This window comes from Streptomyces amakusaensis, assembly GCF_039532665.1.
Taxonomy (GTDB): Bacteria; Actinomycetota; Actinomycetes; order Streptomycetales; family Streptomycetaceae; genus Streptomyces; species Streptomyces amakusaensis.
Genome location: NZ_BAAASB010000008.1, coordinates 169533 through 196146 on the forward strand (window position 1 = coordinate 169533; position 26614 = coordinate 196146).

22 protein-coding genes, 2 pseudogenes and 1 riboswitch are annotated in these 26614 nt (G+C 71.2%); of the genes and pseudogenes, 10 read left to right on the forward strand and 14 right to left on the reverse strand.

Features of this window, described 5'->3' with window-relative positions; all coding sequences use genetic code 11:
• Positions 1-27: 27 nt before the first annotated feature.
• From ABD371_RS16440 to ABD371_RS16455, 4 genes are all read right to left on the reverse strand, one after another.
• The gene (locus ABD371_RS16440; RefSeq protein WP_344477486.1) at positions 28-540 is read right to left on the reverse strand and encodes a hypothetical protein; all 513 of its coding nucleotides are present in this window, start codon (positions 538-540) and stop codon (positions 28-30) included.
• 16 nt (positions 541-556) lie between these two features.
• Entirely contained in the window at positions 557-1039 is a 483-nt protein-coding gene (locus tag ABD371_RS16445) for a hypothetical protein (protein WP_344477488.1), read from the reverse strand.
• A 67-nt stretch (positions 1040-1106) separates the two neighbouring features.
• On the reverse strand, positions 1107-2423 hold the full coding sequence (locus tag ABD371_RS16450; protein ID WP_344477490.1) for a putative PEP-binding protein: 1317 nt from the start codon (positions 2421-2423) through the stop codon (positions 1107-1109).
• Entirely contained in the window at positions 2424-4307 is a 1884-nt protein-coding gene (locus ABD371_RS16455) for an FAD/NAD(P)-binding protein (RefSeq protein ID WP_344477493.1), read from the reverse strand.
• A 299-nt stretch (positions 4308-4606) separates the two neighbouring features.
• On the opposite strand from ABD371_RS16455, the gene ABD371_RS16460 reads away from it, so the two are divergent.
• Positions 4607-5416 (forward strand): dienelactone hydrolase family protein, encoded by an 810-nt coding sequence (locus tag ABD371_RS16460; protein WP_344477495.1) that lies wholly within the window; start codon positions 4607-4609, stop codon positions 5414-5416.
• Here the strand turns inward: ABD371_RS16460 and ABD371_RS16465 are convergent.
• Positions 5413-5757: a hypothetical protein gene (locus ABD371_RS16465; protein ID WP_344477497.1), complete on the reverse strand. Its 345-nt coding sequence runs from the start codon at positions 5755-5757 to the stop codon at positions 5413-5415. The two genes, ABD371_RS16460 and ABD371_RS16465, sit on opposite strands and share 4 nt — an antisense overlap.
• Positions 5758-6192: 435 nt before the next feature.
• Here ABD371_RS16465 and ABD371_RS16470 point away from each other — a divergent pair, with 435 nt between their 5' ends.
• The gene (locus ABD371_RS16470) at positions 6193-8241 is read left to right on the forward strand and encodes a M4 family metallopeptidase (RefSeq protein ID WP_344477499.1); all 2049 of its coding nucleotides are present in this window, start codon (positions 6193-6195) and stop codon (positions 8239-8241) included.
• 69 nt (positions 8242-8310) lie between these two features.
• On the opposite strand, the gene ABD371_RS16475 is transcribed toward ABD371_RS16470, so the two are convergent.
• From ABD371_RS16475 to ABD371_RS16485, 3 genes are all read right to left on the reverse strand, one after another.
• A complete protein-coding gene (locus ABD371_RS16475) occupies positions 8311-9843 on the reverse strand; it encodes an alpha/beta fold hydrolase (RefSeq protein WP_344477501.1) in 1533 nt (510 codons plus the stop codon).
• Between the two features lie 244 nt (positions 9844-10087).
• On the reverse strand, positions 10088-12412 hold the full coding sequence (locus ABD371_RS16480) for an NACHT domain-containing protein (RefSeq protein WP_344477503.1): 2325 nt from the start codon (positions 12410-12412) through the stop codon (positions 10088-10090).
• A gap of 170 nt (positions 12413-12582) precedes the next feature.
• Positions 12583-12918, reverse strand: a complete 336-nt coding sequence (locus ABD371_RS16485; protein ID WP_344477505.1) for a hypothetical protein — start codon at positions 12916-12918, stop codon at positions 12583-12585.
• A gap of 207 nt (positions 12919-13125) precedes the next feature.
• Here ABD371_RS16485 and ABD371_RS16490 point away from each other — a divergent pair, with 207 nt between their 5' ends.
• Together ABD371_RS16490 and ABD371_RS16495 are read left to right on the forward strand one after the other, a co-directional pair.
• The gene (locus tag ABD371_RS16490; RefSeq protein WP_344477507.1) at positions 13126-14022 is read left to right on the forward strand and encodes a polysaccharide deacetylase family protein; all 897 of its coding nucleotides are present in this window, start codon (positions 13126-13128) and stop codon (positions 14020-14022) included.
• A 127-nt stretch (positions 14023-14149) separates the two neighbouring features.
• Complete coding sequence (locus tag ABD371_RS16495) at positions 14150-14542, forward strand: VOC family protein (RefSeq protein ID WP_344477509.1); 393 nt, start codon at positions 14150-14152, stop codon at positions 14540-14542.
• Between the two features lie 153 nt (positions 14543-14695).
• On the opposite strand, the gene ABD371_RS16500 is transcribed toward ABD371_RS16495, so the two are convergent.
• The 4 genes from ABD371_RS16500 to ABD371_RS16515 all read right to left on the reverse strand — a co-directional run bounded on the left by ABD371_RS16500 (position 14696) and on the right by ABD371_RS16515 (position 18732).
• Positions 14696-15064 (reverse strand): DMT family transporter, encoded by a 369-nt coding sequence (locus ABD371_RS16500; RefSeq protein ID WP_344477511.1) that lies wholly within the window; start codon positions 15062-15064, stop codon positions 14696-14698.
• Positions 15064-15378: a DMT family transporter gene (locus ABD371_RS16505; protein ID WP_344477514.1), complete on the reverse strand. Its 315-nt coding sequence runs from the start codon at positions 15376-15378 to the stop codon at positions 15064-15066. The genes ABD371_RS16500 and ABD371_RS16505 overlap by 1 nt, the downstream gene beginning before the upstream one ends.
• Before the next feature lie 18 nt (positions 15379-15396).
• Positions 15397-15460: riboswitch (guanidine-III (ykkC-III) riboswitch) on the reverse strand.
• 141 nt (positions 15461-15601) lie between these two features.
• Positions 15602-17119: an FG-GAP and VCBS repeat-containing protein gene (locus ABD371_RS16510; RefSeq protein ID WP_344477516.1), complete on the reverse strand. Its 1518-nt coding sequence runs from the start codon at positions 17117-17119 to the stop codon at positions 15602-15604.
• Positions 17120-17766: 647 nt separating this feature from the next.
• Positions 17767-18732: a pirin family protein gene (locus ABD371_RS16515; protein WP_344477518.1), complete on the reverse strand. Its 966-nt coding sequence runs from the start codon at positions 18730-18732 to the stop codon at positions 17767-17769.
• A gap of 132 nt (positions 18733-18864) precedes the next feature.
• Between ABD371_RS16515 and ABD371_RS16520 the strand changes: the two genes are divergently transcribed.
• From ABD371_RS16520 to ABD371_RS16535, 4 genes are all read left to right on the forward strand, one after another.
• Positions 18865-19206 (forward strand): tetratricopeptide repeat protein, encoded by a 342-nt coding sequence (locus ABD371_RS16520; protein ID WP_344477520.1) that lies wholly within the window; start codon positions 18865-18867, stop codon positions 19204-19206.
• 117 nt (positions 19207-19323) lie between these two features.
• Positions 19324-19887 (forward strand): TetR/AcrR family transcriptional regulator, encoded by a 564-nt coding sequence (locus tag ABD371_RS16525; protein ID WP_344477522.1) that lies wholly within the window; start codon positions 19324-19326, stop codon positions 19885-19887.
• 23 nt (positions 19888-19910) lie between these two features.
• Complete coding sequence (locus tag ABD371_RS16530; RefSeq protein WP_344477525.1) at positions 19911-20267, forward strand: hypothetical protein; 357 nt, start codon at positions 19911-19913, stop codon at positions 20265-20267.
• Between the two features lie 167 nt (positions 20268-20434).
• Positions 20435-21229, forward strand: coding sequence for an SAM-dependent methyltransferase (locus ABD371_RS16535; protein ID WP_344477527.1), 795 nt, complete (start codon positions 20435-20437; stop codon positions 21227-21229).
• A gap of 81 nt (positions 21230-21310) precedes the next feature.
• On the opposite strand, the pseudogene ABD371_RS16540 reads toward ABD371_RS16535, so the two are convergent.
• Together ABD371_RS16540 and ABD371_RS16545 are read right to left on the reverse strand one after the other, a co-directional pair.
• Positions 21311-21457, reverse strand: a pseudogene (locus tag ABD371_RS16540) (chitinase); the annotation flags it as partial.
• A gap of 54 nt (positions 21458-21511) precedes the next feature.
• Positions 21512-21895, reverse strand: a pseudogene (locus ABD371_RS16545) (cysteine/serine endopeptidase inhibitor); the annotation flags it as partial.
• Between the two features lie 184 nt (positions 21896-22079).
• On the opposite strand from ABD371_RS16545, the gene ABD371_RS16550 reads away from it, so the two are divergent.
• Together ABD371_RS16550 and ABD371_RS16555 are read left to right on the forward strand one after the other, a co-directional pair.
• Entirely contained in the window at positions 22080-25160 is a 3081-nt protein-coding gene (locus ABD371_RS16550) for an AfsR/SARP family transcriptional regulator (RefSeq protein ID WP_344477529.1), read from the forward strand.
• A 195-nt stretch (positions 25161-25355) separates the two neighbouring features.
• On the forward strand, positions 25356-26510 hold the full coding sequence (locus ABD371_RS16555; RefSeq protein ID WP_344477531.1) for an ROK family transcriptional regulator: 1155 nt from the start codon (positions 25356-25358) through the stop codon (positions 26508-26510).
• Positions 26511-26614: the final 104 nt, after the last annotated feature.

Here is a 26614-nt window from a genome sequence, read left to right on the forward strand (position 1 = left end):
CCGGAACCGGTGCTGGTGCCGGTGCCGCTACGACGGACCGGAGGGTGCCTTGCCCAGCGGGACCGCCGCCGGACGGCCGGCGGTCGCCGGGCCGCCCCCCGGGGCAGCGGGCGGCGGCATCAGGTGCCGTCTGGCCAGCAGGACGAGGATGCCGATTCCGCCGAGGATCAGCAGGCCGGTGAAGATCCATTCACGGGATCCCCCGGGGCGGTAGACCCGCCCCGGAGCGCCCACGTCGAGAGCCGCGACCCGCTGGCCGGCCGCCAGCGAGCCGCGATCGCTCCCGTACATCTTGACCGGCTCGCGCAGAACAGTGCCGTCGACGGATCGGAATGAGCCATTCCACTCGCATGTCTCGTGCCCCGGGTGCTTGACGCAGGACAGCCCCCTCGCGGTGAAGGTCCCCGGGGCGCCGTCGGCCGTCGCCGCGCGTATCGCATTGCCCAGATTGGGCAGTGTGACCGCCAGCAGCGCGCATGCCGTGATCAGCAGCACCAGGGACACGAAGCCCGACGGCCGCCGGGTCCGCCGCCCGGTCATCGGGTCCGCTTCCCGGTCATCTCTCCACCGCGCAGGCGCAACGGGCCGCCGCGTTGTCCGCCCGGTCCGCCCGTGCGTGCAGGACCATGGCGATCACCATGGGGATGGTGACGAGCGCGTTGTAGAACAGATGCAGTTCCACCCGCGGCGCGACCAGCTGGATAAGGCTCGTGGGCACGGCGCGGCCGGCCAGATACGCGCCGGAGAGTGCCTGGATGAGCAGCAGCAGATGCTCGAAGTGGTGCCAGACCTGGATGCCGAGGGTGACATTCCACCAGGTGCGCGATTTCCCGGTGAATCCCGGCCGCAGCAGGAGGAAGCCGACCAGCATGAGCAGGGCGTAGCCGTAGTGCATCCACTCCGAGGTGACCAGCCAGGGGAACGGGATTCCGAGGACGCCTCTGGCCTCGGGCACCGGCCAGCCCATCACATATATCTGGACCGCCTGGGTGAGGTGCTCCGCCCAGTGGGCCAGCACGATGACGGCGAAGATTTTCAACCCGATGCTGTGAAGTCGACTGTTGAGAATGCCGATACCGGTACGTATCCGGCTCGGCGCTGCGGTGTCAGCCAACATGGGAACCTCCGTGGTCCAGGTCGAGGGACCATTTCAGCAGCTGACCACGCGTCATGCCTTCTTCCTGCGTGCGCAGTTGGACTGTGCCCAGATTGGCCGCCGGGCCGGGATCCGGCTGAAGGAGCACCTGCCGGAGTTCGGCGGTGCACATCATGTAGCCGTCCGGTTCCGGCAGGCGTTCCAGGTAGTGGGCGAGGTCCGCGCCCAGCGCGAACACCCTCACCGGGGTGCCCGCGGCCCGCGCGGACTCCACCACCCTCAGCGCTCCGTCCATGACGGCCGGGTGCCGGGTCTGGTAGACGTCGGCCACCAGGTGGTTGGTCCGGTCCGCCGCCAGATAGAACTGCACCATGTCCTTCATGCCGATGAACAGCTCGCTCGCGCCCGCGGCGCAGATCGCCGGGGTGGCGTGCACCGCGGCGGGCGTCTCGATGAACGCGGACAAGGACACCTCGGCCGGTAACCCGAGGTGCGCCCTGAGCTTGGCGAACTCCCTCTCGTCGTTGAGGAACGGAGCCGAGAGGTGCACTCGGGCCGCTTCGTCGCCGAGCCGTTCGCGCAGGGAGTCGAGCACCGCGTGCAACGCGTCCCGGTAGGCTGCCGACCCCAGCAGCCAGCGTGCGCCGTGCAGGCCCATCTCGGGATTCGGCTCGACCGGCACCGGGGCCTGCTCGGTCACGGCGGCGGCGTGGTCGGAGCGGAGGTCGAGAAGTCTCAGGACCAGCCGCTGATCCGGCAGGAGGGCCCGGACGAAGGTGCACAGCCGGTCCGCGACGGCCCTCCCATACGCGGTGATCTCCGCGGGGCCGCCGCTCAGCGAGTCGAGCGGGCGCAGCCCCGCCGCCAGGCAGAGGAACTCCTCCCGGATGAAGAAGGAGTCGACCCGCTTCGCGTTCGGCCCGCACGAGTTGATCGTGTGGATGTCCTGGAGGTCCGCGATGACCGCGCAGGCCGAGCCGAGATCGTCCAGCGAGGGTGTACCCGTGCTCCTGGCGGCCCCGATGATGACCGACTGGCTCTCCAGGTCCAGCGTCACCTCGCCGACCAGGTCGGCCAGATCGGCCTCGTCGACGCGGAGCACGGGTATGCCCCTGCCGCGGCAGATGGACTGCATGTGCCCGGTCATTCCGCCCGAACCACAGACGACCGCGCTCGCTGCCACGATCGCTTCGTACAGTCCCGCTTCGAGAGAAGGGGCGACGAGGATTGATCCCTCAAGTGGTCTTCTTGTGCGGTTGCAGATACCCCGGAGAACACCCTGTCCGCCGCCGGCCAAGAGAGAGCCCTGAACCCGTCGCCCGTTCAACTAATCCTCCATATGTTCGGCGTTCTCTATCCCCAATTGCCGACGCAGCTGCCGTGGAGTCACGGAGACGTCGATGAGTCGTTCGACTGCGGCCCGGTTGACGAAAGCCCTCGTCAGACGTTCGCGACGGGGGGTGTCCACCGGGAGGATCGGAAGTCCGCCCAAGGTACGAATGCAGGCATCCAACCGGGAATCGAGCAATTCCCGCTCATGTCGAGTGAACGCGGCCAACCTCCTCACCTCTAGCACCACAGCCTCCCCGAATCGGTCCCGTTCCGCTTCCTCTATGTTGCTCACCTCGCCCAGGGATTGCGCTTCGAGGTGAACCAGATCGTCCTCAGGCGTTTCCAGCCGCTCGATCACCCGCGCGGCGACCACGATGGAATGGTTCTTGATGGCGGCGAGATTGAACGAGAATGCGCCGGTTCGGCCGTTCCGCACGATCTCGTCACCCTCTCTCAGCACGCCGAGCGCGGAGATCGGGCCGGTCGGTTCGCCGTCACGGCTCAGCAGCGTCCCCCGCTCGTCGACCTTCAGGCCGCGCCCGGTGCGCTCATGGGGTACCGCGATCCCCCTCCCGAGGAGGCTTCCCCAGAGCGACTGGCCGACCTTGCTGTAGTCCCACTCCCTGCCGAAGTTGGACACCACCAGGTCGGCCTCGATGGTGCGCCTGCTCCCCGGGGCGGCGACCGAGACGGCCAGCCGCCCGGACTCCGCCGGCGTGACCTCCTCCACCTTGCCGACGACCAGCTTCACCGGCCCGTCCGCCGGGCGCATCGCGCGCTCGATGATCTCCATCGTGTACTCCACGGCACCGACCCGGAGGGCGGCTATCGCGGTGCTGAACTCGTCGAGGAGGGCGCGCAGTTCCGTGGTGGGTATCTGCTCGACGGCCTGCGGAAGATGCGGCTCCCACGCCTTGGTCACCCGCTCCGCGACCACCGCCGGGTCGACTTCGGGGTGGTCCCGGGCGACCGTCACACACGCCGTCTCCCACTCGGCCCGCACCCGGGCGAGGAATTCCTCCCGGTTCCGGTAGGGCTCCAGCAGCGTTTTCGGGCAGGGCAGTCGCAGCACCCCGTGCTCATGGTCGTCGGGGTACGTCCGGAACAGCGTCCCGGTCCTGGAGATCAGACGGATCGGCCCGGTGTGCCCCTGGCGCAGCAGCAGGCCGGCCGAGTCGTACGCGCTCAGCACGGATCCGACGATCGCCACGGTCGCCCCGGGCGGGAGTGCCGCGAGCTTCCGGACGCCGTCGGCCGAGTACGGGTGCCGCACGAAGGACGGGTGTGTGAGCACCTCGGCCGCGAAGGGCGGCTCCCTGAGTTCGAGCCCGGTCGCGAGAACGACGTGTTCGGCGGAGATCACGGTCGGCTCCGGGCCCGGGCCGTCCTGTGGGCCGTCTGCGGAAGGATGACGCACCGTCACCTCGACTCCCCGCCGGCGCACTTCCATGTCGACCGCTTCGCCGTCCGCCTCGACGAGCACGACGCCGGAACACGCCTCCCGTCTCGCCTCGGCCAGCCGGTCGATCAGATAGTCCTGGAAGATCCGGCGGGGTGCCGGGCCCTGTTCGCTGAACTCCAGCTCGGCCCAGGGCGTCGGCCAGTCCCGGCGGTCGGCCTCGCGGTTGGCCCAGCGGACGAAGTCGTTGACATCCTCCCGGAACACCGACATCCGACCCGCCTGGATGTTGAACACATGGTCCCAGGGGTTGCCGTCACGGTGATAGGCGACACCGGCGGACCGGTACTCGGATCGCCGTTCGAGCAGAATGATCTCAAGCGGTGCGCGCGCGAAGCGGAGCAACCTGATCGCTGTGGCGGTGCCGCCCAGACCGGCACCGACGATGAGCACTCTCGGGCGTGTACGTGTTCGATACATGAGGAAACCGCCCCGTTGGGTGATGGGAGCCCGACGCTGGTGTCTCACGCCGGGCGAGAGGTCCGTTGACGGAGTATGACGCCCCACGAAACGAGTGAGGAACGGTTCGGGGCGATCCGTTCCTCACGGGAACGATCAACGGCGTCGTGGCCGCGAGCACGGCGTACGCCTCCCGCACGAGACGGACGAGGGCCCGGACATCGCGGAGATCGCGCGCCGGCCGCGGAAGGAGGGCACGCTGTCTGCCCGTGGCAGAACAGCGGCCGGACCGGGCCCGACCATCACTACAGTCCACTCCCATGACGACGATTTCGACGCGCACGGTCGAGTACCCGGCCGACGGCCTGACAATGATCGGGCACCTGGCGCTCCCCTCCGGCACCGGCCGCCGGCCCGCCGTGCTGCTCGGACCGGAGGGCATGGGGCTCAGCGACGTCGAGCGCCGCCGGGCCGACGCTCTCGCCGAGCTGGGGTACACGGTGCTGGCCTTCGACCTTCACGGCGGGCGCTATCTGAGCGACCCCGAGGAGATGCTGGCCCGCTGCCTGCCCCTGCTCGCCGACCCCGACCGGATGCGGGGCATCGGCCACGCCGCCCTCGACGTACTGCGCGCCGAACCGCGGACCGACCCCGACCGGATCGCCGCCGTCGGCTACGGCACCGGGGGCGCCGTCGGGCTGGAACTCGGGCGCGACGGGGTCGGCCTGCGCGCGATCGGGACCGTCAACGCACTCACCACGGGCCGGCCGGGCGAGGCGGCACACATTCGCTGCCCGGTGTGGGCCGGGGTCGGGTCGGAGGACCCGATCATGCCGCCCGCCCAACGGAACGCGTTCACCGCCGAGATGCAGGCAGCTGGCGTCGACTGGCGGCTCACGGTCTACGGCGGCGCCCTGCACGCCTTCCACCACCCGCCGGTCGACCACCCCGTGGTCCCCGGCGTCGGTCACCACCCACAGCACGCGCGGCGCGCCTGGCGCGATGTCGTCGACCTGCTCGCCGAGTGCCTGCCCACCCCGGGCCCGGGCCACGTCGCCCGTCCGGACGGCTCGGCACCGGCACCGAAGGCGGACGTTCCCTCTGACGGAGGATCGAAGTCAGGAAGCTAGAGGGTATGAACTCGCCCCAGCTTCCCCAGGTCGCACGGCGGGATGTCGTCGGCGGGGCGCACTGTGTACCCGGTGATGTTCATTGAGTCGACCGAGATGAAAAGAGCGGCCCAGACCCCGTTCCGCGGAGTGCCGGATTCCGCGAGGAAAGAAAAATCTCCACGCAGGGTGAGAAGGTACTTGGGCTTCGGCGTGGATCCGAATCCCGGCCCGTACACGGCTTGCATTCCGGCGTCACCGGTCGTCAATACGACGCACAGATCCCGCGGACTCCCGTCTCCCCATTCGAGGGCCCAGTCATGCGCGACCCCGGAGAGCTTCTGGAGCGTCGCCTCGTCCATTCTCCCGAAAGCCTCCTTCTTCCCTGGACAGGCAGGTGCCCGACACTTCCGTGATGTCCCGTCCCACGGCGGAGAAACCACCCGAGTCCGCCGCCGTGCGCCACGGCGCGGGCGGCTATTCGGACAGGTCGTGATGAACGGCCGGCCCGGGGACAGTTCAACCACACGGTGACAGAACGGGTGGGGCCGACGGACGGGTTACGGCCACACCGGCCTACCCCCCTGACGGATGATCAGATCTAGTGCCACGCTTGTCCCACAGCGCACCGCACGACTCGCTCAGCCCCGCACGCGTCACCTCGCACCGCGCGCTCCACCCCGTACCAGGAAGCCTTCCCAGCACAGCGGCACTCCAGAACCGTCCCCGGCCGGCCCACCCGCCCGGCCGGGACCTTCCGGCCGTCGACCGCGGCGGTCGCCGTCGAAGGAGTCATCTTGAGACGATCACCCCGTACGGTGTCAACGGCCGGCGCGCTCGCGGCGGCCACCGCGCTGCTCGCCGTCGCCCTCCCGCCCGTCAGCGCGGGAGCCTCCACCGCGACCGCCGGAACCTCCGTCGTACCGAGCGCCTCTCCTCGGCCCGGGGCGCTGCCCGCGCGCCTCAGCCCCGCCCAGAAGGCGGAGCTGCTCGCCGACGCCGTCGACCGGCGCGCGCGGACGGCTCGGGAACTCGGACTGGGAACCAAGGAAGAGCTGGTGCCCGGCAGTGTGCTCAAGGACGCCGACGGCACGCTGCACACCCGCTATGAGCGCACCTACGCGGGACTGCCCGTCCTCGGGGGCGACCTGGTCGTGCGCACAGGGCCGACAGGCACGGTGAAGGGCGTGAACAGGGCGACGAGCGCCCGGATCACGGTCCCCGGCACCACCCCCTCACGAACCGCCCGGGCCGCGAAAGCCTCCGCGCTCAGCCGGGCGAAGGAGATGGGCACGAAGGAGACCAAGGCCTCCCGCGCGCCGCGGGCGGTGGTCTGGGCCGCGTCAGGGCGTCCCGTGCTCGCCTGGGAGTCCGTGGTCACCGGCAGGCAGACCGACGGCGCGCCCAGCGAGCTCCATGTGATCACGAACGCCACCACCGGTGCGGAGCTGTACGAGTACGACGCGGTCAAGCACGCCACCGGAAACACCCTGTACAGCGGAGTGGTCCCGCTGGAGTCCGCCCGCCATGGCTCCAGCTACAGCCTGGTGGACACCCAGCGCGGCAGCCACAAGACGTACCGCAGCCAGTCCCCCTACGTTCAGGGCACGCTCTTCACGGACGCCGACAACATCTGGGGCGACGGCACGTCCGCGGATCCCCAGACCGCCGCCGCCGACGCCGCGTACGGCGCACGGGCCACCTGGGACTACTTCGAGGCAGCCCACGGCCGCCACGGCGTCCGCGACGACGGCGACGGCGCGTCCACCCGGATCGTCGCAGGAGACGGAGACCGCACCGCCTCATGGTCGGACGACTGCTTCTGCGCCGCCTTCGGCGCGGGGTCCGCCACCGTCAAGCCCTTCACCTCACTCGACCTGACGGCGCACGAGATGGCGCACGGCGTCACCTCCAACACCGCCCGGCTCGTCTACTACGGCGAGGCCCTCGGACTCGCCGAGGCCACGAGCGACATCTTCGCCACGGCCGTCGAGTTCGCCGCCGACAAAGCCGTCGACCGGGGCGACTATCTGATCGGCGAACAGGTGGATCCCCACGGGGACGGCAGGCCGCTGCGCGCCCAGGACCGGCCCGCCCGGGTCGGCGGGCTCGCCAACTACTGGCACGCCGGCCTCGGCAGCTTCGACGGGTCCAACGCCGCCGGTCCCGCCAGCCACTGGTTCTATCTGGTCTCCGAGGGCAGCGGCGCGAAGACCGTCAACGGGGTGGCGTACGACAGCCCCACCATCGACGGGCTCCCCGTCACCCCCATCGGCCGTGCCGCCGCCGAACGGATCTGGTACCGGGCGCTCACCCGCTATCTGACCTCCAACTCCACCTACGCGGACGCCCGCACCGCCACCCTCACCGCCGCCGCGGACCTCTTCGGGGCGAACTCCGCCGTACACACCAACGTCAGGGAAGCGTGGGGAGCGGTCAACGTCGGCACCCGCTCCGGCGACCCGAACCCCCCGACGCCTCCGGGGCCCGTCTTCGAGAACAACACCGCCGTCCCCGTCCCGAACGCCCCCGAGACCGGCGGTCTCGGTGAGCAGGTCTCCTCCTCGATCACTGTCACCGGGGTGCCCGGCAGGGCCCCCGCACTGCTGAAGGTGACAGTGGACGCTCCCTATGCCGAATGGCAGGCCGACCTGTTGCTGCACCTCGTGGCACCGGACGGCACCCGGTACTTCCTGCGGGGCAACTACGGCCTCGGCCGGCTCGTCACCTATGTTGTGGACGCCTCGGCGGAAACCGCCAACGGCACCTGGACGCTGACGGCCCAGGACACCTCCTACTACTACTCGAGCCCCAACCAGATCAACAGCTGGAAGCTCTCCTTCTGAGGGCCGGAGCCCACCGACGGCCCGGGTGGGCACCGGCATACGGTGCCCACCGGACCTGGACATCAGGCGTCAGCCACAGGTGCCCTCGGCCTTCCGCCCGGTGCGGAAGAAAGTGATCGCCTTCTCGGCGCAGGGCGAGACGGGCAGAGAGGCGTGCCCGTCGTCCAGAATGGTGAGGAGGGTGGCTCCGGTGGCATCCCTCGCCTGTTCGGCCCACACATAGGGAGTGGGAACCTCGTAGAGGTGGCCGGACAGCTGGAGCGCGCTGTCGCCGCGCGCGGGTTTGGCGGCCGGCGCGTTCAGCGGCCACTTCGCGCACCAGGGGCTGAACTCCGTCCCTCCCGTCAGGGGATCCGCCTTGCGGCGGGCCTCGCGGGCCGCCCACAAGTCCCCGAAACCGCGGCTCGCGGGGGCGGTGTTGCAGAACATCGCGTTGTACTGGAGCACGTTGAAGCGGCTGCGCGGTTTGCCCAGCCCAAGGGGACGTACCGTTGTCGACGCGTCTTCGGCTGCGGCTGCGTCTTTGGCTGCCCGGGGTGCCGGAGGCGTACCGCCGTCGCGCACCGCGACCAGGTTCTTCGCCGCGTCGTCCCATTCCTCCTGGGAGCGGATGAACTGCCCGACCGCCCAGTACCCGTCCAGGCGCACCCCGTCGGAGCCGGCGCGCGGCTTCCTCTCCAGCTCACCGCGCAGATCTCCCAGCCGTTGGCGGACGGTGGACTCGTCGGTGCCAAACCGGTATTCGGCGTCGCGCTGTGCCAGCCAGGTGATGAACGGCGACGCGGTGTTCCCTTCGCCGACCGCCTCTGTTTCGGCGTCCATCGTGGGCCAGTGGCGCGTCGGAGGCATCACTGAGTCCAGCCACATGCGTTCCGTGCGGCGGTCGAACAGGGAGTGGTAGGCCATTCCGATGGCGGTACCGAAGGAGGCTCCGTAGAAGCTGATCTTCTCCACGCCGAGCGCGGCACGCAGGCGGTCGATGTCGCGGGCCGCGTTCTCCGGGGTGATCTGCCGGACAAACTTCGGATCGATGGCGGCACAGCGGTTGTTGAACTCTGCCTGCTGGTCGAAGACAGCCTTCTTGACCGTCTTCTCCGGTGCCGTCGGGGCCGGTTCGTTCATCGGCTTCTCTTCGCAGGCGACGTGGTCGCTGTATCCGGATCCCCGGAGGTCCAGCCCGATGAAATCACGGTCGGTGTTGAGCGTGGCCAGTCCGCGTTGTGTCATCGACGCCGAGTCGCTGATGTTGGAGAACCCCGGTCCGCCCAGAACGGACACGACGGGCGCCTCGCGCGTCTTCCCCTGTGTGGCCCTGACACGGCTCACCGCGATCTTGATCTTCCGGCCCTCGGGCTTCTCGTAGTCCATCGGTACGGTCAGCTCGGCGCACTCGGTGCGGGTGTCGTTCTTTATCGGCCACTCCACCGCCGTGGTCGAGCAGAGCTGCCAGTGAAGCCCCGCCCTGGCGGAATGCCCACCGTCCTGCGCGGCGGTAACACCGGTGCTCGCCTGCAACCCGGCCAGCGCCACCGCGGAGACGGCCAGGGCGCGACGGCGCACGACCCCGACCGGGCCGGGCCGCCCACTGCGGTGATCAGTCATAGGTGACACGAGAAGAAGCCTCCGTACGGGGGGAAGGTGAGGAGGTCCACGGCACGGCTTCCCGTCCCCGCGGACCTCCCCACCATGGACCGCCCGCGCATCCACCGCGCACGGATACGGCAGCGACCGCCCATCCGTTCTGTATCACCGACGCAACCACGACATGGTGCCGTTGACCGTCCGTCGGCCGCCGCCCTTCGGATCAGCGGCCCGGCCCTGGCCCGACACTCCGGAATCGGCCGTGTCAACGATGCCGTAACCCCAGATCTTGGTCTCCTCGGAGAGGAAGATCTGCCGTGGAGTGTTCGGGGTTGCGGTAGGTGTGGGTGAGGTGTCGCTGGAGCTGGTAGTGCCGGAATTGGTAGACGGCGCCGGTGTGGCGCAGGACGCCGAGGTGGTAGGCGTCTTTCAGGAAGGCGACGGTGTCCCAGGGCAGTCGGCGTGTCAGGGGCAGCCAGACGCGGGCCAGTGTCAGCCACTGCCCCCAGGCGGTGAACGCGAGGATGTAGGCCGTGGAGCCTCCCAGCCCGCCGATGGCTCCCAGATAGACGGTCAGTTCCCGTGTCCAGATCATGTTCACCGGCAGGATCCGCGGGAGAAGCTGGACCGCGAGGTGGCCGACGAGGCCGCATCCGACAGTGACGGCGGGAATGAGTACCAGGAGTTGCCGGAGCGCCGCGGTGCGGTTGGCGGACAGCAGTTGGACCGGCGTCGCCGCGGCCGTGATGTCCATCGGTGCTTCCAGGGCGGCGACGAGGCCGAAGGCCAGCCCGGCCGTCAGGCTGAAGACCAGCCCGAAGAGCAGCATGTTCCCGGTCACGATTCTGAGGAGTCCGCTCTCCGGGAAGACCCCGAGCGGTACGCGTACGAGGATGTCCGCCCAGGAGTACCCGATCCCGAGCACCCAGCCTGCCACCAGCGCGGCTCTCACCCGGGTGAGGATGCCGCGGGCCCTGCCGGGGCCGGCCCGGCGTTCCGCGCCGGACAGTTCGAGTTGTACGCGGGACGGCGGGGCCGCCGACCGGCCGGACAGGGCCAGGACGCAGTGCGCGAGGCCGAAGCTGATCCCGGAGAGGAGCCCTGCCAGCGTTCCCTGAAGCAATACCGCCGCCGGTGTGAAGGGGGCGGGGAACGCGAAAGCGTACCCGCAGAGTCCCGTGAGCCAGGTGGCGGCGGCCATGCAGAGCGCGGAGGCCAGCGCGGTATGCGCGATGCGTGTCGGCAGTCGCACGGATTCGCCCAGACGCCACCAGGCGAGATCCTGGCGGTCGTGTCCGTCGTCTCCGTCGTCTCCGTCGTGGGCGAGGCTGGAGGCGAGGTAGCCGAGCCAGCGCCGGGCACGGTCGGGGTCGCGGTTGCGGTGGCGGTTGCGGTGGCGTCGCCCGCGGTCGGTGTCGGTCCGCTCGTGAACGCGGTGCCGGTAGAGGGTGGGGACGAAGCCCGCCAGCAGATGTTCCTCGATGTGGCGCTCGGTCGGAAAGCGTGCGGTGTCGAAGAGTTCCAGCGGGCTCTTCCCGGGTTTCTCGTACATCGTGCGCGCCAGGGAGACCATCAGGGGGGTTCCCAGGACTCTCCCGATCCGGATGCCCACAGGGGTGTCCCCCGCGCCCAGGCGCTCCAGGAAGGCGTCCCATACGCGCACGTCACCGCGGACGCCGGAGGCGGCGAGCCGGTCGGTCCGGGGAAGGTACGCCGCGAGGTCTTCGACGGTGAGGTCGTCGAGTTCGGTACAGGCCGCCCACACCAAAGGCGTGTGCCCTTCCCGGATCGCCCGGGCGTACTCCTCCCGCCGGCTGGTGAGGACCAGCGGGAGGGAAGTGGTGTTGAGAGCGTCCAGCGCCGGGCTGCGCAGGGCCTCGGCCAGTTCGTCGAAGCCGTCCAGGACCGGCAGAATCAGCTCGGCGTCCACGAGAGCCGCGGCCAGCGTCGCTCCGTCGCCACTCCGGCGGGCCAGGTGGGGGTGGTCCCGCAGCAGACGGTCGACCAGAAGGTCCCGCACGGTGGTGGCAGTCGGATCCCAGGACCCGATACTGAAGATCACCGGTACACGGACCATCGATTCGGGGGCCGTCAGGAGATCGAGGACGAGCTTGACCGCCAGGACCGACTTGCCCGAGCCGGCCCGGCCGAGGATGACCAGCCTCCGCGAGGCGACCTTCCGGTAGATGTCGGCGATACCCCGCAGATCGCCGTTCAGGTCCAGATCACGGGGCGCGGCTCCGGGCAGCAGGCGCTGGATGTTCTCCGGCCGGTCCATCAGGTGGGGCGGGGCCGGCTGGTACCGCACCGGCAGCGGAAACGGGTCGTGGACGCGGCGGTGGTTCTCCTCGCGCTGCCAGCGGCGCCGGACTTCACGGGCCAGCGACGCCGCGGCCTCGGCGACCGCGCCCGGCACCGGCCCGGCCTGCGCCGGGTACCGGGAAAGGTCCGGTGATGTGTCGAGCCGCCGGCCGTCCGTCTCCGGGCCCCAGGGCCGCACGGTCAGCGCCTCGACCTGCATATGGTTGATGTAGTAGCCGCTGATGGCGGTTCCCCCGCCGGTGGCGATCGCGTCACCGGTGCCTGACACATACACCGAACCGGGGGCGTCACCCCCTGTTCCCGGGGCCGGGCCACGGTATCCGGTCACAGCCGTCTCACCGTCGCGGGCACGGGCATCGCCGGTCCCCGACACGGTCACCGACGGCTCCGGCTCATCGCCGCCGTTCATGTGCCCCGGTGTCTCCACCACGGTCGCGCTCAGTCCGAGTAGTCGATGCCAGAAACGGAGTTCGGACCGCTGGCCTCTCCGGACCGCTCCACGGTGGCCGAACCGCGCCCGAGGCCCCCCGGCCGTCTGATACCCGTAACAGCCCCGCCCCTGGCCGTCCCGGTCCGGCTGACCGTGTCCGCGGGCCCGGCGGGGGACGGCGGCTGAAGCACGGCCCAGACCAGAGCGGCCACAGCCACGGCGGCCTGGACCGAAGCACCGGTCAACTGCCCGGCCCCCGGGCCGTCCCACAGCCAGATCAGCGGCGTGGAAACGATCCCCAGCCCGGCCACCACGATGATCGTAATCTTCCACAACCGTGCCACAGCGGCTCTCCCTGCCTTGAGCACCCGCCACTCCCCCACTGCCCCGGCCGGCGGGCCACCACGCCGCATTCTCCCGCAACCGCACGCCCCGAACCGGAGAACACGAAACTCGCTGATCCGTGATGTTCACGAGGAATGACGGCACTGTCACTCTGCGACGGCAAAAATTGCCGCGCGGAGGTCCGGGCCGGGTCTCACACTGAGGGCATGGATGAAGTCGGTGTTCCCGCGGCCGTCGGGTCTTCGGAGCGGTCGAGTGAGTTACTGGGGTATCCCCCTGACGCTCGGCTGCTGATCGTCAACTGCGATGACTTCGGGATGTACCCAGCGATCAACGCCGCGGTGATCGAATCGATCGAAGAGGGCATCGCGACCTCGTGCAGCCTGATGGTCCCGTGTCCTGGGGCGCCTCAGGCCATGAAACTGCTCGGCCGACGGCCGCGGATCCCCTTCGGGATCCACCTCACCATGGTGCGCGAGATGCCCGACATCCCGTGGGGGCCTCTGATCGCCAGAGAGCGCGTTCCCTCTCTGCTGGACCCCGCGGGCGAGCTGTTCTCGCCGACACCCGCCGGCCGGGCGGCCTTGCTCGGCCAGGCTCGGCCCGATGAGATCGAACTCGAGTTCCGCGCCCAGATCGATGCCGTCGCCGACGCTGGGCTCACACCGACCCATCTGGACTTCCATTGCCTGGCGGACGGCGGCCGCGACGACATCCTCGACCTGACCGTGGCACTGGCGGCGGAGTACGGCCTGGCGGTCCGGGTCTGGCTCGAACCCGGGCGCCGGGCGATGCGGAGACGCGGGCTGCCGGTCACCGACAACGACTTCCTGGACAGCTTCTCCCTCGACCTCGGAGGAAAGGCGGCCCGATACGCCCAGCTGCTGCGTGACCTGCCTGTCGGCCTCAATGAGTGGGCGGTGCATCCCGGTCCGGGCGACGAGGAGTCGCGGGCCGTCGACGGTGGCTGGGCCGTGCGGCGGACGGACTACGAGTTCCTGACATCGCCGCAGGCCCGTGAGGTTCTCCAGCGGGAGGACATAGCCGTGATCGACTACCGGGCGATTCAGCGAGTCTGGTCCACGAGCCTGAGCCCTCGATGACCGATCGGGCCCGTCGGGACCAGGCGGGAGGGCCGCTACAGGTTCCACGGCCTCGACACGGCCCCGCTGCGGCAGATCGCCGAGCGAGGGCCCCCGCCCGCACATCCGGACCGGAGGAGAGCACTCCATGAAGATTCGTCTGACCAGCGTCTTCGTCGACGACCAGGCCAAGGCCCTGCACTTCTACACCGAGATCCTCGGCTTCGTGAAGAAACACGACGTCCCGCTGGGCGGGCGGGACCGGTGGCTGACCGTCGTCTCGCCCACCGAGCCCGGCGGCACCGAACTCCTCCTGGAGCCCGCCGGCCACCCTGCCGTCAAGCCCTACCGCGACGCACTGGCCGCCGACGGCATCCCGATCCACCAGTTCGCCGTAGACGACGTACAGGCGGAGTACGAACGCCTGCGCGGCCTCGGCGTCCGCTTCGTCCAAGAGCCCCTGGACATGGGACCCGTCACCACTGCCGTCCTGGACGACACCTGCGGCAACCTGATCCAGATCGCGACACAGCCGCGATAGCCGGCCGGCCACACGCCGCCCCGGGCACGGCGAGGGCCGCGCCGACCCGAAAGGGGGCGCGCCCCACCGGCAGGTCGCGGGTGTTCCTTCCGTGCCGGAACGCCCGTCGGGCCGACCTGTGAGAGTCGGCCCGATGTCTGGCCCAGGCCGGGGTCACTGCGGGCTCTGTGTCTCCGGCAGTCGCTGATCGGCTTTGGGGCCCGGCTTGGTTTTGACGAACTTCAGCCCGATGACGCACAGGATGATCCCGCTGAGGAACACGATCTTGAGGGCGGAGGTGGGCTCCTCGCCGGTGAGCATGGCGTAGAGGACCGTCAGGGCCGCTCCGATGCCGATCCAGACCGAGTAGGCCACGCTGATCGGAATGCGGATCATGGCGTAGCCGAGGCCCGCCATGCTGAGGGCCAGCCCGACGAAGAAAACGACGGTGGGGACCGTTTTGCTCAGCCCGTCGGAGAGACCGAGGGCGGTGGCCCAGACGGCTTCGAACACGGCACTGATGAGAAGAATGGCCCAGGGCATCAGCTGACCGCCTTCAGTCCGACGACACAACCGACGAGACCCAGCAGCAGGAGCACCCGCGCGGTGGTGGCACGCTCCTGCCCGGTCGCCATGGCCCAGACGGCGGTGAGTACCGCCCCGATGCCGACCCAGACCGCGTACGCGGTGCCCGTCGGCAGGCTCTTCATGGCGAACGCCAGACCTGTCATGCTCGCTGCGAGAGCAACCGCGAAGACGATGGTCGGAATGGGGCGCTTGAAGTTCTTGGATGCTGACAGTGCCGTGGCCCAGACGGCCTCCAGCACTCCGGATACGACGAGAATGAACCACGCCATGACAGAACTGACCTCCAAAATGGCCAGTCTTGTCGCTGAGCGGGTACTGATCCGTCGTCCGCAGGCCCCACGGGGGCCTCGCCACCTGTATAGCACAACACCAGTGACGCCCTCGAGAGCCCGTTCGAGGTGAAGGGCACGCACCCCTCGCCACCTGGGACGATCACCCCGGGTGGCGGAGGCGCTGCCGCGGCGCGGGCGGACGGGACTTCGAAGACACGACCTAGTCCCGGAACGCGGCCCCGAACTCCCCGGGGCCGGGGGCGATGTCCACGGCACCCGGCCCGAAGGAGACCGAGCCCGGCGCGACCGGGCCGGCGGCGGTGCCGTCGAAGGCCCATACCGCGCCGGCGTTCGTGTTCTCGCCGGGTGCCCCGGCGTACAGCTCGGGCTTTCCGTCGCTGTCGGTGTCGACGGGCTGAAGGGCCTGCCCGAAGACATCGCCGGCCTCGGCCGCGCCGGGGACGCCCGGGGTGTTCTGGTGGAGTGTCACGGCCCCGGCGCCCGTCGGCCCTCCGGCACCGCCCCGCAGGATCGCCACGGCACCGTGGTCGGCCCCGGCGACCCCGGCGAAGTCCTCGCCCGGGACGCCCGCGGCGAGGTCCGCATAGCCGTCCCCGTCGAGGTCCGCGACGGCGATACCGCTGCCGAAGCGGTCCCCGGCCTCGGCCGCGCCGGGCACTCCGGGGGTGTCCTGGTGGAGCGGCACGGCCAGTGCGCCGCGGGGGCCCGTGGCGGAGCCGGGGACATAGGTGACGCCGCCGCCGAGGGCGGCGGGCGGCTCGGGGTCGGGGATTCCCGTGCCCTCCCGGGGCCGGGCCGCCACGATGTCGTCGTACCCGTCCCCGTTGACATCGCCGACGGCCACCTCGTCGGCCTCGACGAACGGCTGGGGCTGGACGTCGTCCGCCGTGCGCACATGCACGAAGTCGTGGGAGAGGCCCTGGGGGCCGCCGGCCAGATGGACCGTGTGGCGCTTGGTGATGCCCTCCTCCGGTCTCGTCGGTGTCCGCGCGGCGACGAGGTCGTCCCGTCCGTCACCGTTGAGGTCGCCGGAGGCGAGATCGGTGATCCGGTGGTCCAGCTCCCACCGGCGGTAGGTCGCCGCGGGTGTGCCGTCCCGCAGGAGCGGGCCGGACAGCACCCGTACGGTCGAGTCCTCCTCGTTGAACGCGAGATCCACGTCCCCGTCGCCGTCGAAGTCCCCGTTCACCAGGGTCCGCCCGGACTCGGCACCGGGATGGTCGCCGGCGATCGCGACCGCCGCGTCCGCCAGCCCCCCGGTACCGCCCCAGATCACCGTGACCACGCCCTCGGGGCCGCCCACGGGACCGGTCTCGCCGGGGGCGCCGACGGCCAGATCGCTGTAGCCGTCCCGGTCGAAGTCACCGACGGTCAGGGACTCGCCGAAGCGGTCGTCCTGCTCGGCCTCCCCGGGTATCCCGGGCGCGTTCTGGTGGAACGTCTGCTTCCGTGCGGTGACGGGGCCGTTCGGCGAGCCGTAGAGCACGGCGATGCCGCCCGCCCGCGCCGCCTGGCCCACCTGGGCGAGGGGCGCGGCGACCACGAGGTCGCGATGGCCGTCGCCGTCGAAGTCCCCGGGGAGGGCGGCGGCGGACGCCCCGGGCACGGACACGGGGGCCTGGGCGGGTGCGGCCGTCGCCGCGGGAGAGGTGAGCAGCGTCGCGGTGGCGGCCGCCGCGACCAGGGCGCACCCCAGGATGGTTCGCTGTGACGTCATGTCGTGCTCCTCGATGCGGGCGGCGCCGGGCGAGCCGGGCCGCCGGCCGACAGGGACAGCGGTGCAGTGCGGTGCGGGAGGGACGCGGGTGGCGTTCTCCCGTCCTGCCGACAGACGTACGGAGGCGGCACCCGGTTTCCGCGTGATCGTTATCACCGGGCCGTCCGGTGATAGGGGTGCCGGTCAGCGGGGTGCGATCCCGTCCCGGTGGTGCTGGATCCGGTCCGGACCACCGTTCCGGCCGTCCGAGTACTGCAACGGTGCTTACGGTGAAGGTTGTCGGGTGCCGTCCTGCACCGGATGGTGGATGACGGCCAGCGCCGGATGTGCTCGGCCGGGTACGGCGAGACCTGTGCAGGTTCTCCGGGGCGGTGTCCATCCCCTCGGCCTTACGGCCGGCGCACGATCTCGGCGGTGCCGAGCGCGTGATGGAAGATCACCGCATTGGACAGCAGCACGTTGGACTTCGCGGCCTTCTCCTGCTCGACGGGTCGTTGCCGACGATCACGCCGACGCCGCCGAGGCCGACCCGGCTCGACGCGCCTTCAAGAGTGCTGCGGAGCGGCCTCCCCCGGCCTGCGGCCGGGACCGCGGACGGGCCACGACCACATCGGCCGAAGAGATCGATCCGGCGGCATTTTCGCGGGTCAGCGGACCCGGCCCCGCGCTTTCAGGGGCAGTGGGGGCAGTTCGGGGGCGGCCAGTGGGCCGCCGTCGTAGCCCTTGACCTGGCCGAAGCGGGAGCCGGTCGTCCAGTCCTCGCGGGCGGTCTCGATCTCGGCCTGGGTGCGGCCGATGAAGTTCCACCACATGATCAGCTCCTCCTCGAAGGGCTCGCCCCCGAGCAGCATGAGGCCCGCGTCGGAGTCGGCGCGGAGGGGGAGGGAGGTTCGGCCGCAGCCGAGGTAGAGCATGGAGCCGGGGAGGACGGGGACGCCGTCGACATGGGTGTGGCCGGACATGGAGAGGACGGCGTACTCGAAGTCGGGGTCGAGGGGGAGGTTCGGCTCGGCGTCGCGGGAGAGGGTGAGGTCCGCGCCGAGGATGGGGGTGTAGGTGGTGCCGGGGGAGGGGGTGCCGTCGAGGGCGCCGAGGAGGACGGTGGCGGTGAGGCCGGGGGCGGTGACGGTGGGCAGGTCGGTGTGGTGCTGGAAGTGGGGCTCGACGGAGCGGTGGGCGTCGGGGAGGGCGACCCAGAGCTGGGCGCCGTGGAGGAGGCGGGCGTGTTGGCGGGGGCTCTCCTCGGAGTGGCTGATGGCCCGGCCGGAGGTCATCAGGCCCAGCTCGCGGGGGCGGATGGTGGCCAGGCTGCCGGTGCTGTCGCGGTGGAGCACCTCGCCCTCGTGGAGCCAGCTCACGGTCTGAAGGCCCATGTGGGGGTGGGGAGGGACCTGCATACCGGGCTCGTCGGCGATGTCGTCGGGGCCGTAGTGGTCGACGAAGGCCCAGGCCCCGACCATCCGGCGGCCGAGATTCGGCAGCAGTCTGCGCACCTCGGTGGATTCGCCGAGGCGGACCGTGCGGGGGCTGAGGAGTTCGCGGACGGGCTCCGCGGCGACGAAACCGCGACCGCCGCAGACGGAGGGGGCGGCCTGACGATCGAGATTGCTCATGGCGCTCAACCTATTCCCGTACGGGTGGCCACCCTCGGCACCCACGCCCACGGACTGGTGGAATATTCAACCACCCCCTCCGGTTGACGCCGACGCAAGGACAATCGGAGCAGACTCCAAGGAGGAGAACCAGTGAGCGAGAGCGAGACCTACTACGAGTTCGGCACCGCCGCCGAGCGGTGGGACCGTGCGCAGCTGTTCTTCGACGCGAAGGAGTACGCGACGGCCGCGCGCATTCTGCGCGGACTGGTGGAGGAGGCCCCGGGGCAGGTCGCCCAGCGACTGCTGCTGGCCCGTACCTACTACCACTCCGCCCAGCTGGGCCGCGCCGAGACGGAGCTGCTCGCGGTGCTGGAGCTGAACCCGGTGGAGCAGTACGCCCGGCTGATGCTGGGCCGCACCCTGGAGCGCCAGGGGCGGCCGCTGGACGCCGCGCCGCATCTGCGGATCGCGGCGGCGATGTCGGGAGAGTAGGCACAGGGAGGGAAGGGCCGGTCCGCCACAGGCGGGCCGGCCCTTTCGCGTACGCGGGCACAGATTAAGGAACGATCGTTCTTGACCGAACGTTCCTTAATGGCGTACGGTCGTGCCATGGGACGCCCAAGAGGATTTGACGAGGCCGAAGTGGTCAGGTCGGCGGCGGAGCTGTTCGCGGGCCGGGCCTACGACGGGGTCTCCATCGACGATCTGGTCACTCATCTGGGGCTGCATCGCAACAGTCTGTACAAGACCTTCGGCAGCAAGCGCGGGCTCTATCTGGCCGCGCTCCGGTGGTCCCTGGAGCACGATGTGGCCCCTCTGATCGACCGGGTCGCCCGGGCCGCCGGGCCCGGCGAGGGGCTGCGCGAGGCGCTGAGCCCGCCGGGCGGCGGGGCGGGGCTCGATCTGCTGCTGCTCGCCGCCGTGGAGCGGGCCCCGGTGGACGCCGAGGTGGCCGAGCTGGTCACCCGTACGCTCGACGCGCTCGACGCGGCGACCGCAGTACCGGAGGACGGCCCGGGTGATCCGGGTGATCCGGACGCCGGCCCCGGAGCGCTGGCGGTCGCGCTCACCTCCGCGGTGCTCGGGCTGCGCATCCGCGCCAGGGCCGGGGCCCCGGGTGCGGACGCCGAGCGGGCCTGCGACGCCCTGGGCCGACGGCTCGCCACTCGCTGAACCACTACTCGCTGGGAGCAGATATGGCACAGATCAACGTCGACGGCGGCAGACTGATCGTCGAGATCACCGGCATGAACCGGGTCTGGGCGCTCAAGAAGCGGCTGGACATCCCGTTGGCGCATGTTCGCGGCGCGACCGCGGACCCGGGGATCGCCATGGAACCGAAGGGAATCCGCGCCCCCGGCACCCATTTCCCCCGCTTCATCACCTCCGGCACCTTCTACAAGGACGGCGAGCGAGTCTTCTGGGATGTACGGGACTCCTCCAAGGCCGTGGTCGTCGAGCTGGCCGGCGAGCGGTACACGAGGCTGGTCGTCCAGGTCGACGACCCCCGGGCGACGGTGGCGCTCATCGAGCGGGCCCAGCACGTGAGCTGAGGCCCCGCCAGGTCGGAACGCTCCTCACCGGGGCCTCACCAGGGGCGTTCCGGGCAATAGTTGTCCACTCGTGCTCTTGCTTGCCTTTGGCATATGTGCGCCCTGTGGTGAACCATGGGCCTGCCCCCCCGTCACGGCTGTGCGGGGGCCGATACGAGGAGAGCACGATGAGCGCGGACCAGCGGGAACCAGTGGTGCAGATCGACACGACCACCCCCCATTCGGCACGGGTGTGGAACTACTGGCTGGGCGGCAAGGACAACTACCCCGTCGACCAGGCCCTGGGAGCCCGGCTGAAGGAGATATTCCCGCAGATCATCGACATCGCCCGGGCCTCGCGCCAGTTCCAGGCGCGGGCGGTGCGGCATCTCGCCGAGGAGCTGGGCATACGGCAGTTCCTCGACCTGGGCACCGGGCTGCCCACCGCCAACTCGACGCACGAGGTGGCCCAGCGGTCGGCTCCGGAGGCGCGGATCGTCTATGTCGACAACGACCCGATCGTGCTGGCCCACGCCCGCGCGCTGCTGGTCGGCCGGCCGGAGGGGGCGACCGACTACATCCACGCGGATCTGACGGACTCCGAGACCGTGCTGCGCGAGGCCGCCAAGACGCTCGACCTGACCCGGCCGGTCGCCCTGATGCTGCTCTCCACCCTGGGGCATGTCGCGGACGACGCCGAGGCCGCCGCCCTGCTGCGCGGCTATCTGAGCGCCCTTCCGGTGGGCAGCTGCCTCATCCTGTGCGACACGATCGAGACGCCGGAGACCCTGGCCGGCTCGGACGAGTACGCCAGCGGCGGCGCGCTGCCCTACATCTCCCGCCCCTCCGAGGTCGTGCGCTCCTTCTCGGACGGCCTCGAACTGCTAGAGCCGGGCTTCGGCTCGATCACCCTCTGGCGTCCCGACCAGCCCGTCACCGGCGAGCCGGTCGAGCAGTGGGGGTTTGTCGCCGTCAAGCGATGACGAGGTCCGGCACGGCTCACGCGCCGTGCGGACGGCGGCCGTCCCCCTCGGGAGGGACGGCCGCCGCGGCAGGCCCTACCGGCAGGTGTAGGGGTCCCAGTACCAGGTGCTGATCACCGGGTCGTACCCCGGATTGCCGTGCTCGGCGATGTAGTGGCGGCCCGCGTACACGACCACGCTCCCCGCCGGGTACCAGGTGCCGGCCGTCCAGGCGGGCGCGGTCGAGCAGACTCCGCCGCCCCCGGCGCGGACGAACTTCCAGGTGATTCCGTTGATCACGCCGAGGTCGGTCGCGGCCAGCTTCTGGAAGGCCGTACGGCTGAGGTCGATGTGCTCCGGGCCGCACGAGGGGCACTTGTCCTTGACGGGGACGGTGATCGTCCGGCCGTTGTACGTCACCTCGACGGAGATTCCGGCGCAGAGTTCGTCGTTGTTGGGGTTGGCCGCGGTCCACCAGCGGTGGGAGACCGCGACCAGGTCCTGGGCAGAGGCGTCGATGGGCGTCCCGCAGGCGCCGTAACCCGCGTCGTTGTACCAGGTCGCCTTGCCGGTGCGGGACTCGCCGATGGGCAGTGCGGCGAACGCGGTCCCCGCGCCGAGGACGGCGAAGAGCAGCGCGCCGAGGACGGCCGAGGTCCATCTGAACAGACGCGTACGCGGGTGCATGCTTCCTCCAGGCCGGGCCGTTCGGATCCGAAGAGGCAGATTCTTCCCGGAACCGGTCGACAAGGTGTCAACGACCTTGGAGTCGGGGGGTCGTCGAACCGGCCATGCCGTCGAAGAGGCGTCAACAACGGGTCAACAGCCGTGCCAGACTGGCAATTTTCGATCAAGGAAAGGGCTACAAGACGTGAACACGAGCATTCCATTCACCTTCACCCTCCTTGGCACGGTCCGCGGCTGGCGCGGTGCGGAGGAGCTCTCCCTGGCCGGACCGCAGCAGCGCACGGCGCTGGCGATGCTCCTGCTGGCCGGCGGGCAGCCGGTCACCACGGAGGATCTGGTCGACGGTCTGTGGGGTGCGGGCTCCCCCAAGGCGGGCACGACCACGGTACGGACGTACGTATCGCGGATCCGCACCCTTCTGGAGCCCGGGCACCGCCGGAACGGCGGCCCGACCCTGCTGGTTTCGGTCGGATCCTCGTACGCGCTGAAGCTGCCGGCCGGCTCCCTCGACGTGACGCTCGCCGAGCGGGAGGCGACGGCGGCCGAGGCGCGGCGGGCGGACGATCCGCGCGGGGCGCAGATCCTGCTGGGCCGGGCCGTGAGCCGCTGGCGGGGCACCCCGCTCACCGGTCTGGCCGGGCCCTTCGCGGACGCCTGGCGGGAGCGGCTCGCCCAGCGCCGGCTGAGCCTGCTCGAAGCCAGGGTCGAACTGGATCTGGAACTCGGCGACGCGCGCGACGCGGTGACCGATCTGACCGCGGCGATCGCCGGGCACCCGCTGCGGGAGAGTCTGCGGCTGCCGCTGATGCGGGCGCTCTACCAGTGCGGACGGCAGGCCGAGGCGCTCGACGTGTTCCGCGACATCCGCACCGTGCTCGCCCGTGAGCTGGGCATCGACCCCGATCCCCGGCTGTCCGAGCTGTACGGGCGGATCCTGCGCTCCGATCCCGGGCTGCTCCCGGGCCGGGAGGAGCGCGCTGCCGGGCGCACCGCGCCGGGGAGCCGAGACACCGGGCCCGGGCCCGTGCCGACGCCGGAGCCGGCTCCGGCCGCCGCCGTACCCGCCCCCGCGCAGCTTCCGGCCGACATGGCGGACTTCACCGGCCGGGAGCGGATCGTGGCCGCCCTCACCGCCTCCCTGAGCGCTCCGGCCGGGCCCGCCGTGCCCGTCTTCGCCATCTCCGGCATGGGCGGCAGCGGCAAGACCGCGCTGGCGGTGCATGTCGCCCACCGGCTGCGCCCGCGCTTCCCCGACGGTCAGCTCTTCGTCGATCTCGCGGGGGTGACGGACCGTCCGGCCGATCCTCATATGGTGCTGGGACATCTGCTGCGCTCGCTCGGCGTCCCCGAGGCGGGGGTGCCCGAGGATCTGGACGCCCGGGCGGCGCTCTACCGCACGATGCTGGCGGAGCAGAGGGTGCTGGTGGTGCTGGACAACGCGGCGGGCATGGAGCAGATAAGACATCTGCTGCCCGGCTACCCCTCCTGTGCGGTGATCGTCACCAGCCGGGTGCGGCTGACCGCCATGCCCGCGCACACCGTCGACCTCGACCCCTTCCACCCCGAGGAGGCCCTGGAACTGCTCGCCTCGGTGATCGGCCGCCGCCGCGTCCTGGCCGAACCGGAAGCCGCGCGAAGGCTGGTGGCGGCCTGCGGACATCTCCCGCTCGCCGTGCGGGTCATCGCCTGCCGCATCGTGGCCCGGCCCGGCTCCACCGTCGCGGACTGTCTGCGCCGGCTCTCCGACGAACGGCGCGGGCTCGACCAGCTGCGCGCCGGGGACCTGGATGTGCAGGCGTGCTTCCAGCTCGGTTACGACCAGCTCGGCCCCGCCCTGGCGCGGGCGTTCCGGCTGCTGGCGCTCCCCGAGGCCGAGAGCCTGTCGCTGCCGTTCGCCGCCGCGCTGCTGGGGGCCGAGGAGTTCGACGCCGAGCAGTTGCTGGACGAGCTGGTCCAGACAGGTCTGCTCCAGTCTCCGCAGCTGGGCCGCTACCGCTTTCACGACCTGGTGCGGCTCTTCGCCCGCCGCCGCTGTGCCGAGACGGACGCCGAGGAGCGGGTCGCCGAAGCGCTCTCCAGGCTGCTGGACTTTCTGCTGGCGACCGTGCGCAACGCGTACCGGCTGGTCCGTCCCGGTCATCTCATCGCGTCGCTGCTCGAAGGGGGCCGGGCTCCGGGGGTGGCGTTCCCCGACGCGCGGGCGGCGCACGACTGGTTCGACGTGGAGCGCGACGGAGTCCTGTGCATGCTCCTTCAGGCGGTGCTGCGGACGCCCGCGCTGGTGGGGCGGGCGTCGGATGTGCTGCTCGGTCTCGATCCGCTGCTCGAACGGGCCTACGCGTGGTCCGACATCGTGCATGTGGGCGGGGCGGTGGTGAGAGGGGCGGAGCGCGCCGGGCTGCCGCGCGCGGAGGCCGCCGCGCGCTACATGCTCGGCGGGGCGCTGTGGCAGCTCGGCCGGCCCGTCGAGGGGGGCGATCACATCGAGCGGGCGGGCCGGCTCTGCCGGGACCACGACCACCCGCTGGTGCTGGCCGAGGTGATGATGTTGCGCGCGCTGATCTCGGCGGCGCTCGACGGCGGCCACAACAGTGTGACGGTCGGGCTGCTGCGGGAGGCACGGGATTTCCAGCGGGCGGTCGGGAACCCCTCCGGGGAGGCGAACACGCTCGGCAGCCTCGCGTTCGCCCAGAACGTGGTCGGCGATCCGGCGACGGCGATCCAGACCTGTGCGGAGGGGCTGGCGCTCTACCGCGAACTCGGCGACCCGATGGGCGAGGCGCAGATCCTGATCCACCGGGGCAGTGCGCTGGGGCTGTCGGGCGAGACCGCGGCGGCCGCGGAGTGCTATGCCCGGAGTCTGGAACTCAGCCGTGAACTGGGCATGCGCTTCCTGGAGGCGGGGACTCTGCACCGGATCGCGGAGACCCGGCTGTCCGCCGCCGATGTCCCGTCGGCGGTCGCGGCGGCCGAGGAGGCCCGGTCGCTCAGCCATGATCTGGGGATGTTCCGGATCGAGGCGCGCGCCCTCGCCACCCTGGGCCGCGCGCTGGCCGCGCTCGGCCGGCGCGAGAGCGCCGTGGCCCGGCTGCGCGAATCGGTCGCCGTCTACCGGCGGCTGGGGCTGGCCGAGGGGGCCGGCGCGGAAGCGGCCCTCGCCGAGCTGACGGGAACGGAAGCGAGAACGGGAGCGGGAGCGGGAGCGGGGGCAGGGGCGGGAGCGGCGACCGCTCCGGCAGGCGGGCCGACGGCGGCGGGCGGCTGACGCTCCCCGGCCGTATCCGGGGCGTCAAGGCAGCGTGAACACTGTATGACCCATGAAGTACGCCAATCTCCCCCAAAGAAGGGCATCGAGCCGCTCGCGCCGAGGTGATTTCCTCCGGTTGAGCAGCATTGAAGACCCGCCGTGAATTAATCCGGGACATTGACGTTAATCAGCGCCGGCGGCACCATCCTCCGCATGCCGAGGAGTGAGCCGACCGCGCTGACCCTCCTGCGCCGGACCCATGAGGCGCAGGTGGTCGAACTGCTGCGCCGGCTCGGCGCGCTCAGCCGCGCCGAGCTGGGCCGGCGCACCGGTCTGTCCCGTACGGCTCTGTCGTCCATCACCGGCTCGCTGATCGGCCGCGGCGTCGTCGTCACCGCGCCGGCGGCCCCCGCGCGGGGCACGCGCGGTCGCGGCCGGCCCGTCGATCTGCTGCGGCTCAACCCCGCCACCGGCCGGTGCGCCGGGGTCGATCTGGGCCGGGGCCGGGTACGCGCCGTCGTCAGCAACGCGGCGCACGAGATCATCGGCTCGGACAGCCGCCCGTACCCCCGGCGGACCTCCTGGGAGGAGCGGACCGCGATCGCGCTGGAGCTGCTCGACACGGTCCTCGGCGGCGGGACGGACGGCCTGGAGGGCATCGGGATCGGGCTGTACGGTCCCGTCGGCCCGGCCACGGAACGGGCCTCGGCCGCCGTGCGGCTGTTCGGCGAGCGGTACGGGGTGCCCGTGCTCGTCGACAACAACACCCGGCTCGCCGCGCTCGCCGAGGCCGTGCACGGGGCCGGGGCCGGTACCCGGCACTCCGTCTACGTACGGCTGTCGCACGGCGTCGGCGGCGGACTGGTCGTGGACGGCCGGCTGCTGCGCGGCGCGGGCGGCGCGGCGGGCGAGATCGGGCATGTGCCGGCCGATCCCCGGGGGCCGCGCTGCCACTGCGGCGGCCGGGGCTGCCTGGAGCTGTACGCGTCCCTTCCCGCCGTGGAGGCCGCCGGCGGTCTCGGGGACGACGCAGCCGTCGAGCGGGCGGGGCGGCTCACCGGGCAGGTGCTGGCCGGGCTCTGCAACACGCTCGACCCGGAGCTGATCGTCGTCGGCGGCGAACTGGCCGGCTGCGGCGAGCGGCTGCTCGCCCCGCTGGAGGCGGAGCTGCGCGCCCGCGCCCTGCCCGCCGTCCGGCAGGGGCTGCGGATCACCGGCGAGCGGCTGGGCGACTCGGGCGGCGCGCTGGGCGCGATCGCGCTGGTACGCCAGGAGTCCCCCGCTCCGCATCTCGCCCGGCAGCCGTACCCGTCCGCCGCCCGCACCGACAGCGACGCCGGCTGTACCGGGCCGGTCGTCTCCGGCTGACTCTTCTCTCCCCTCCGGCGCGCCCGGGGCCGCTCCCCGGCCCGGGTCCGCCGTGCCGCGGCGGCGGCGCTCCGCCGCCTTCGAACACCCCAGGACACAGAGGC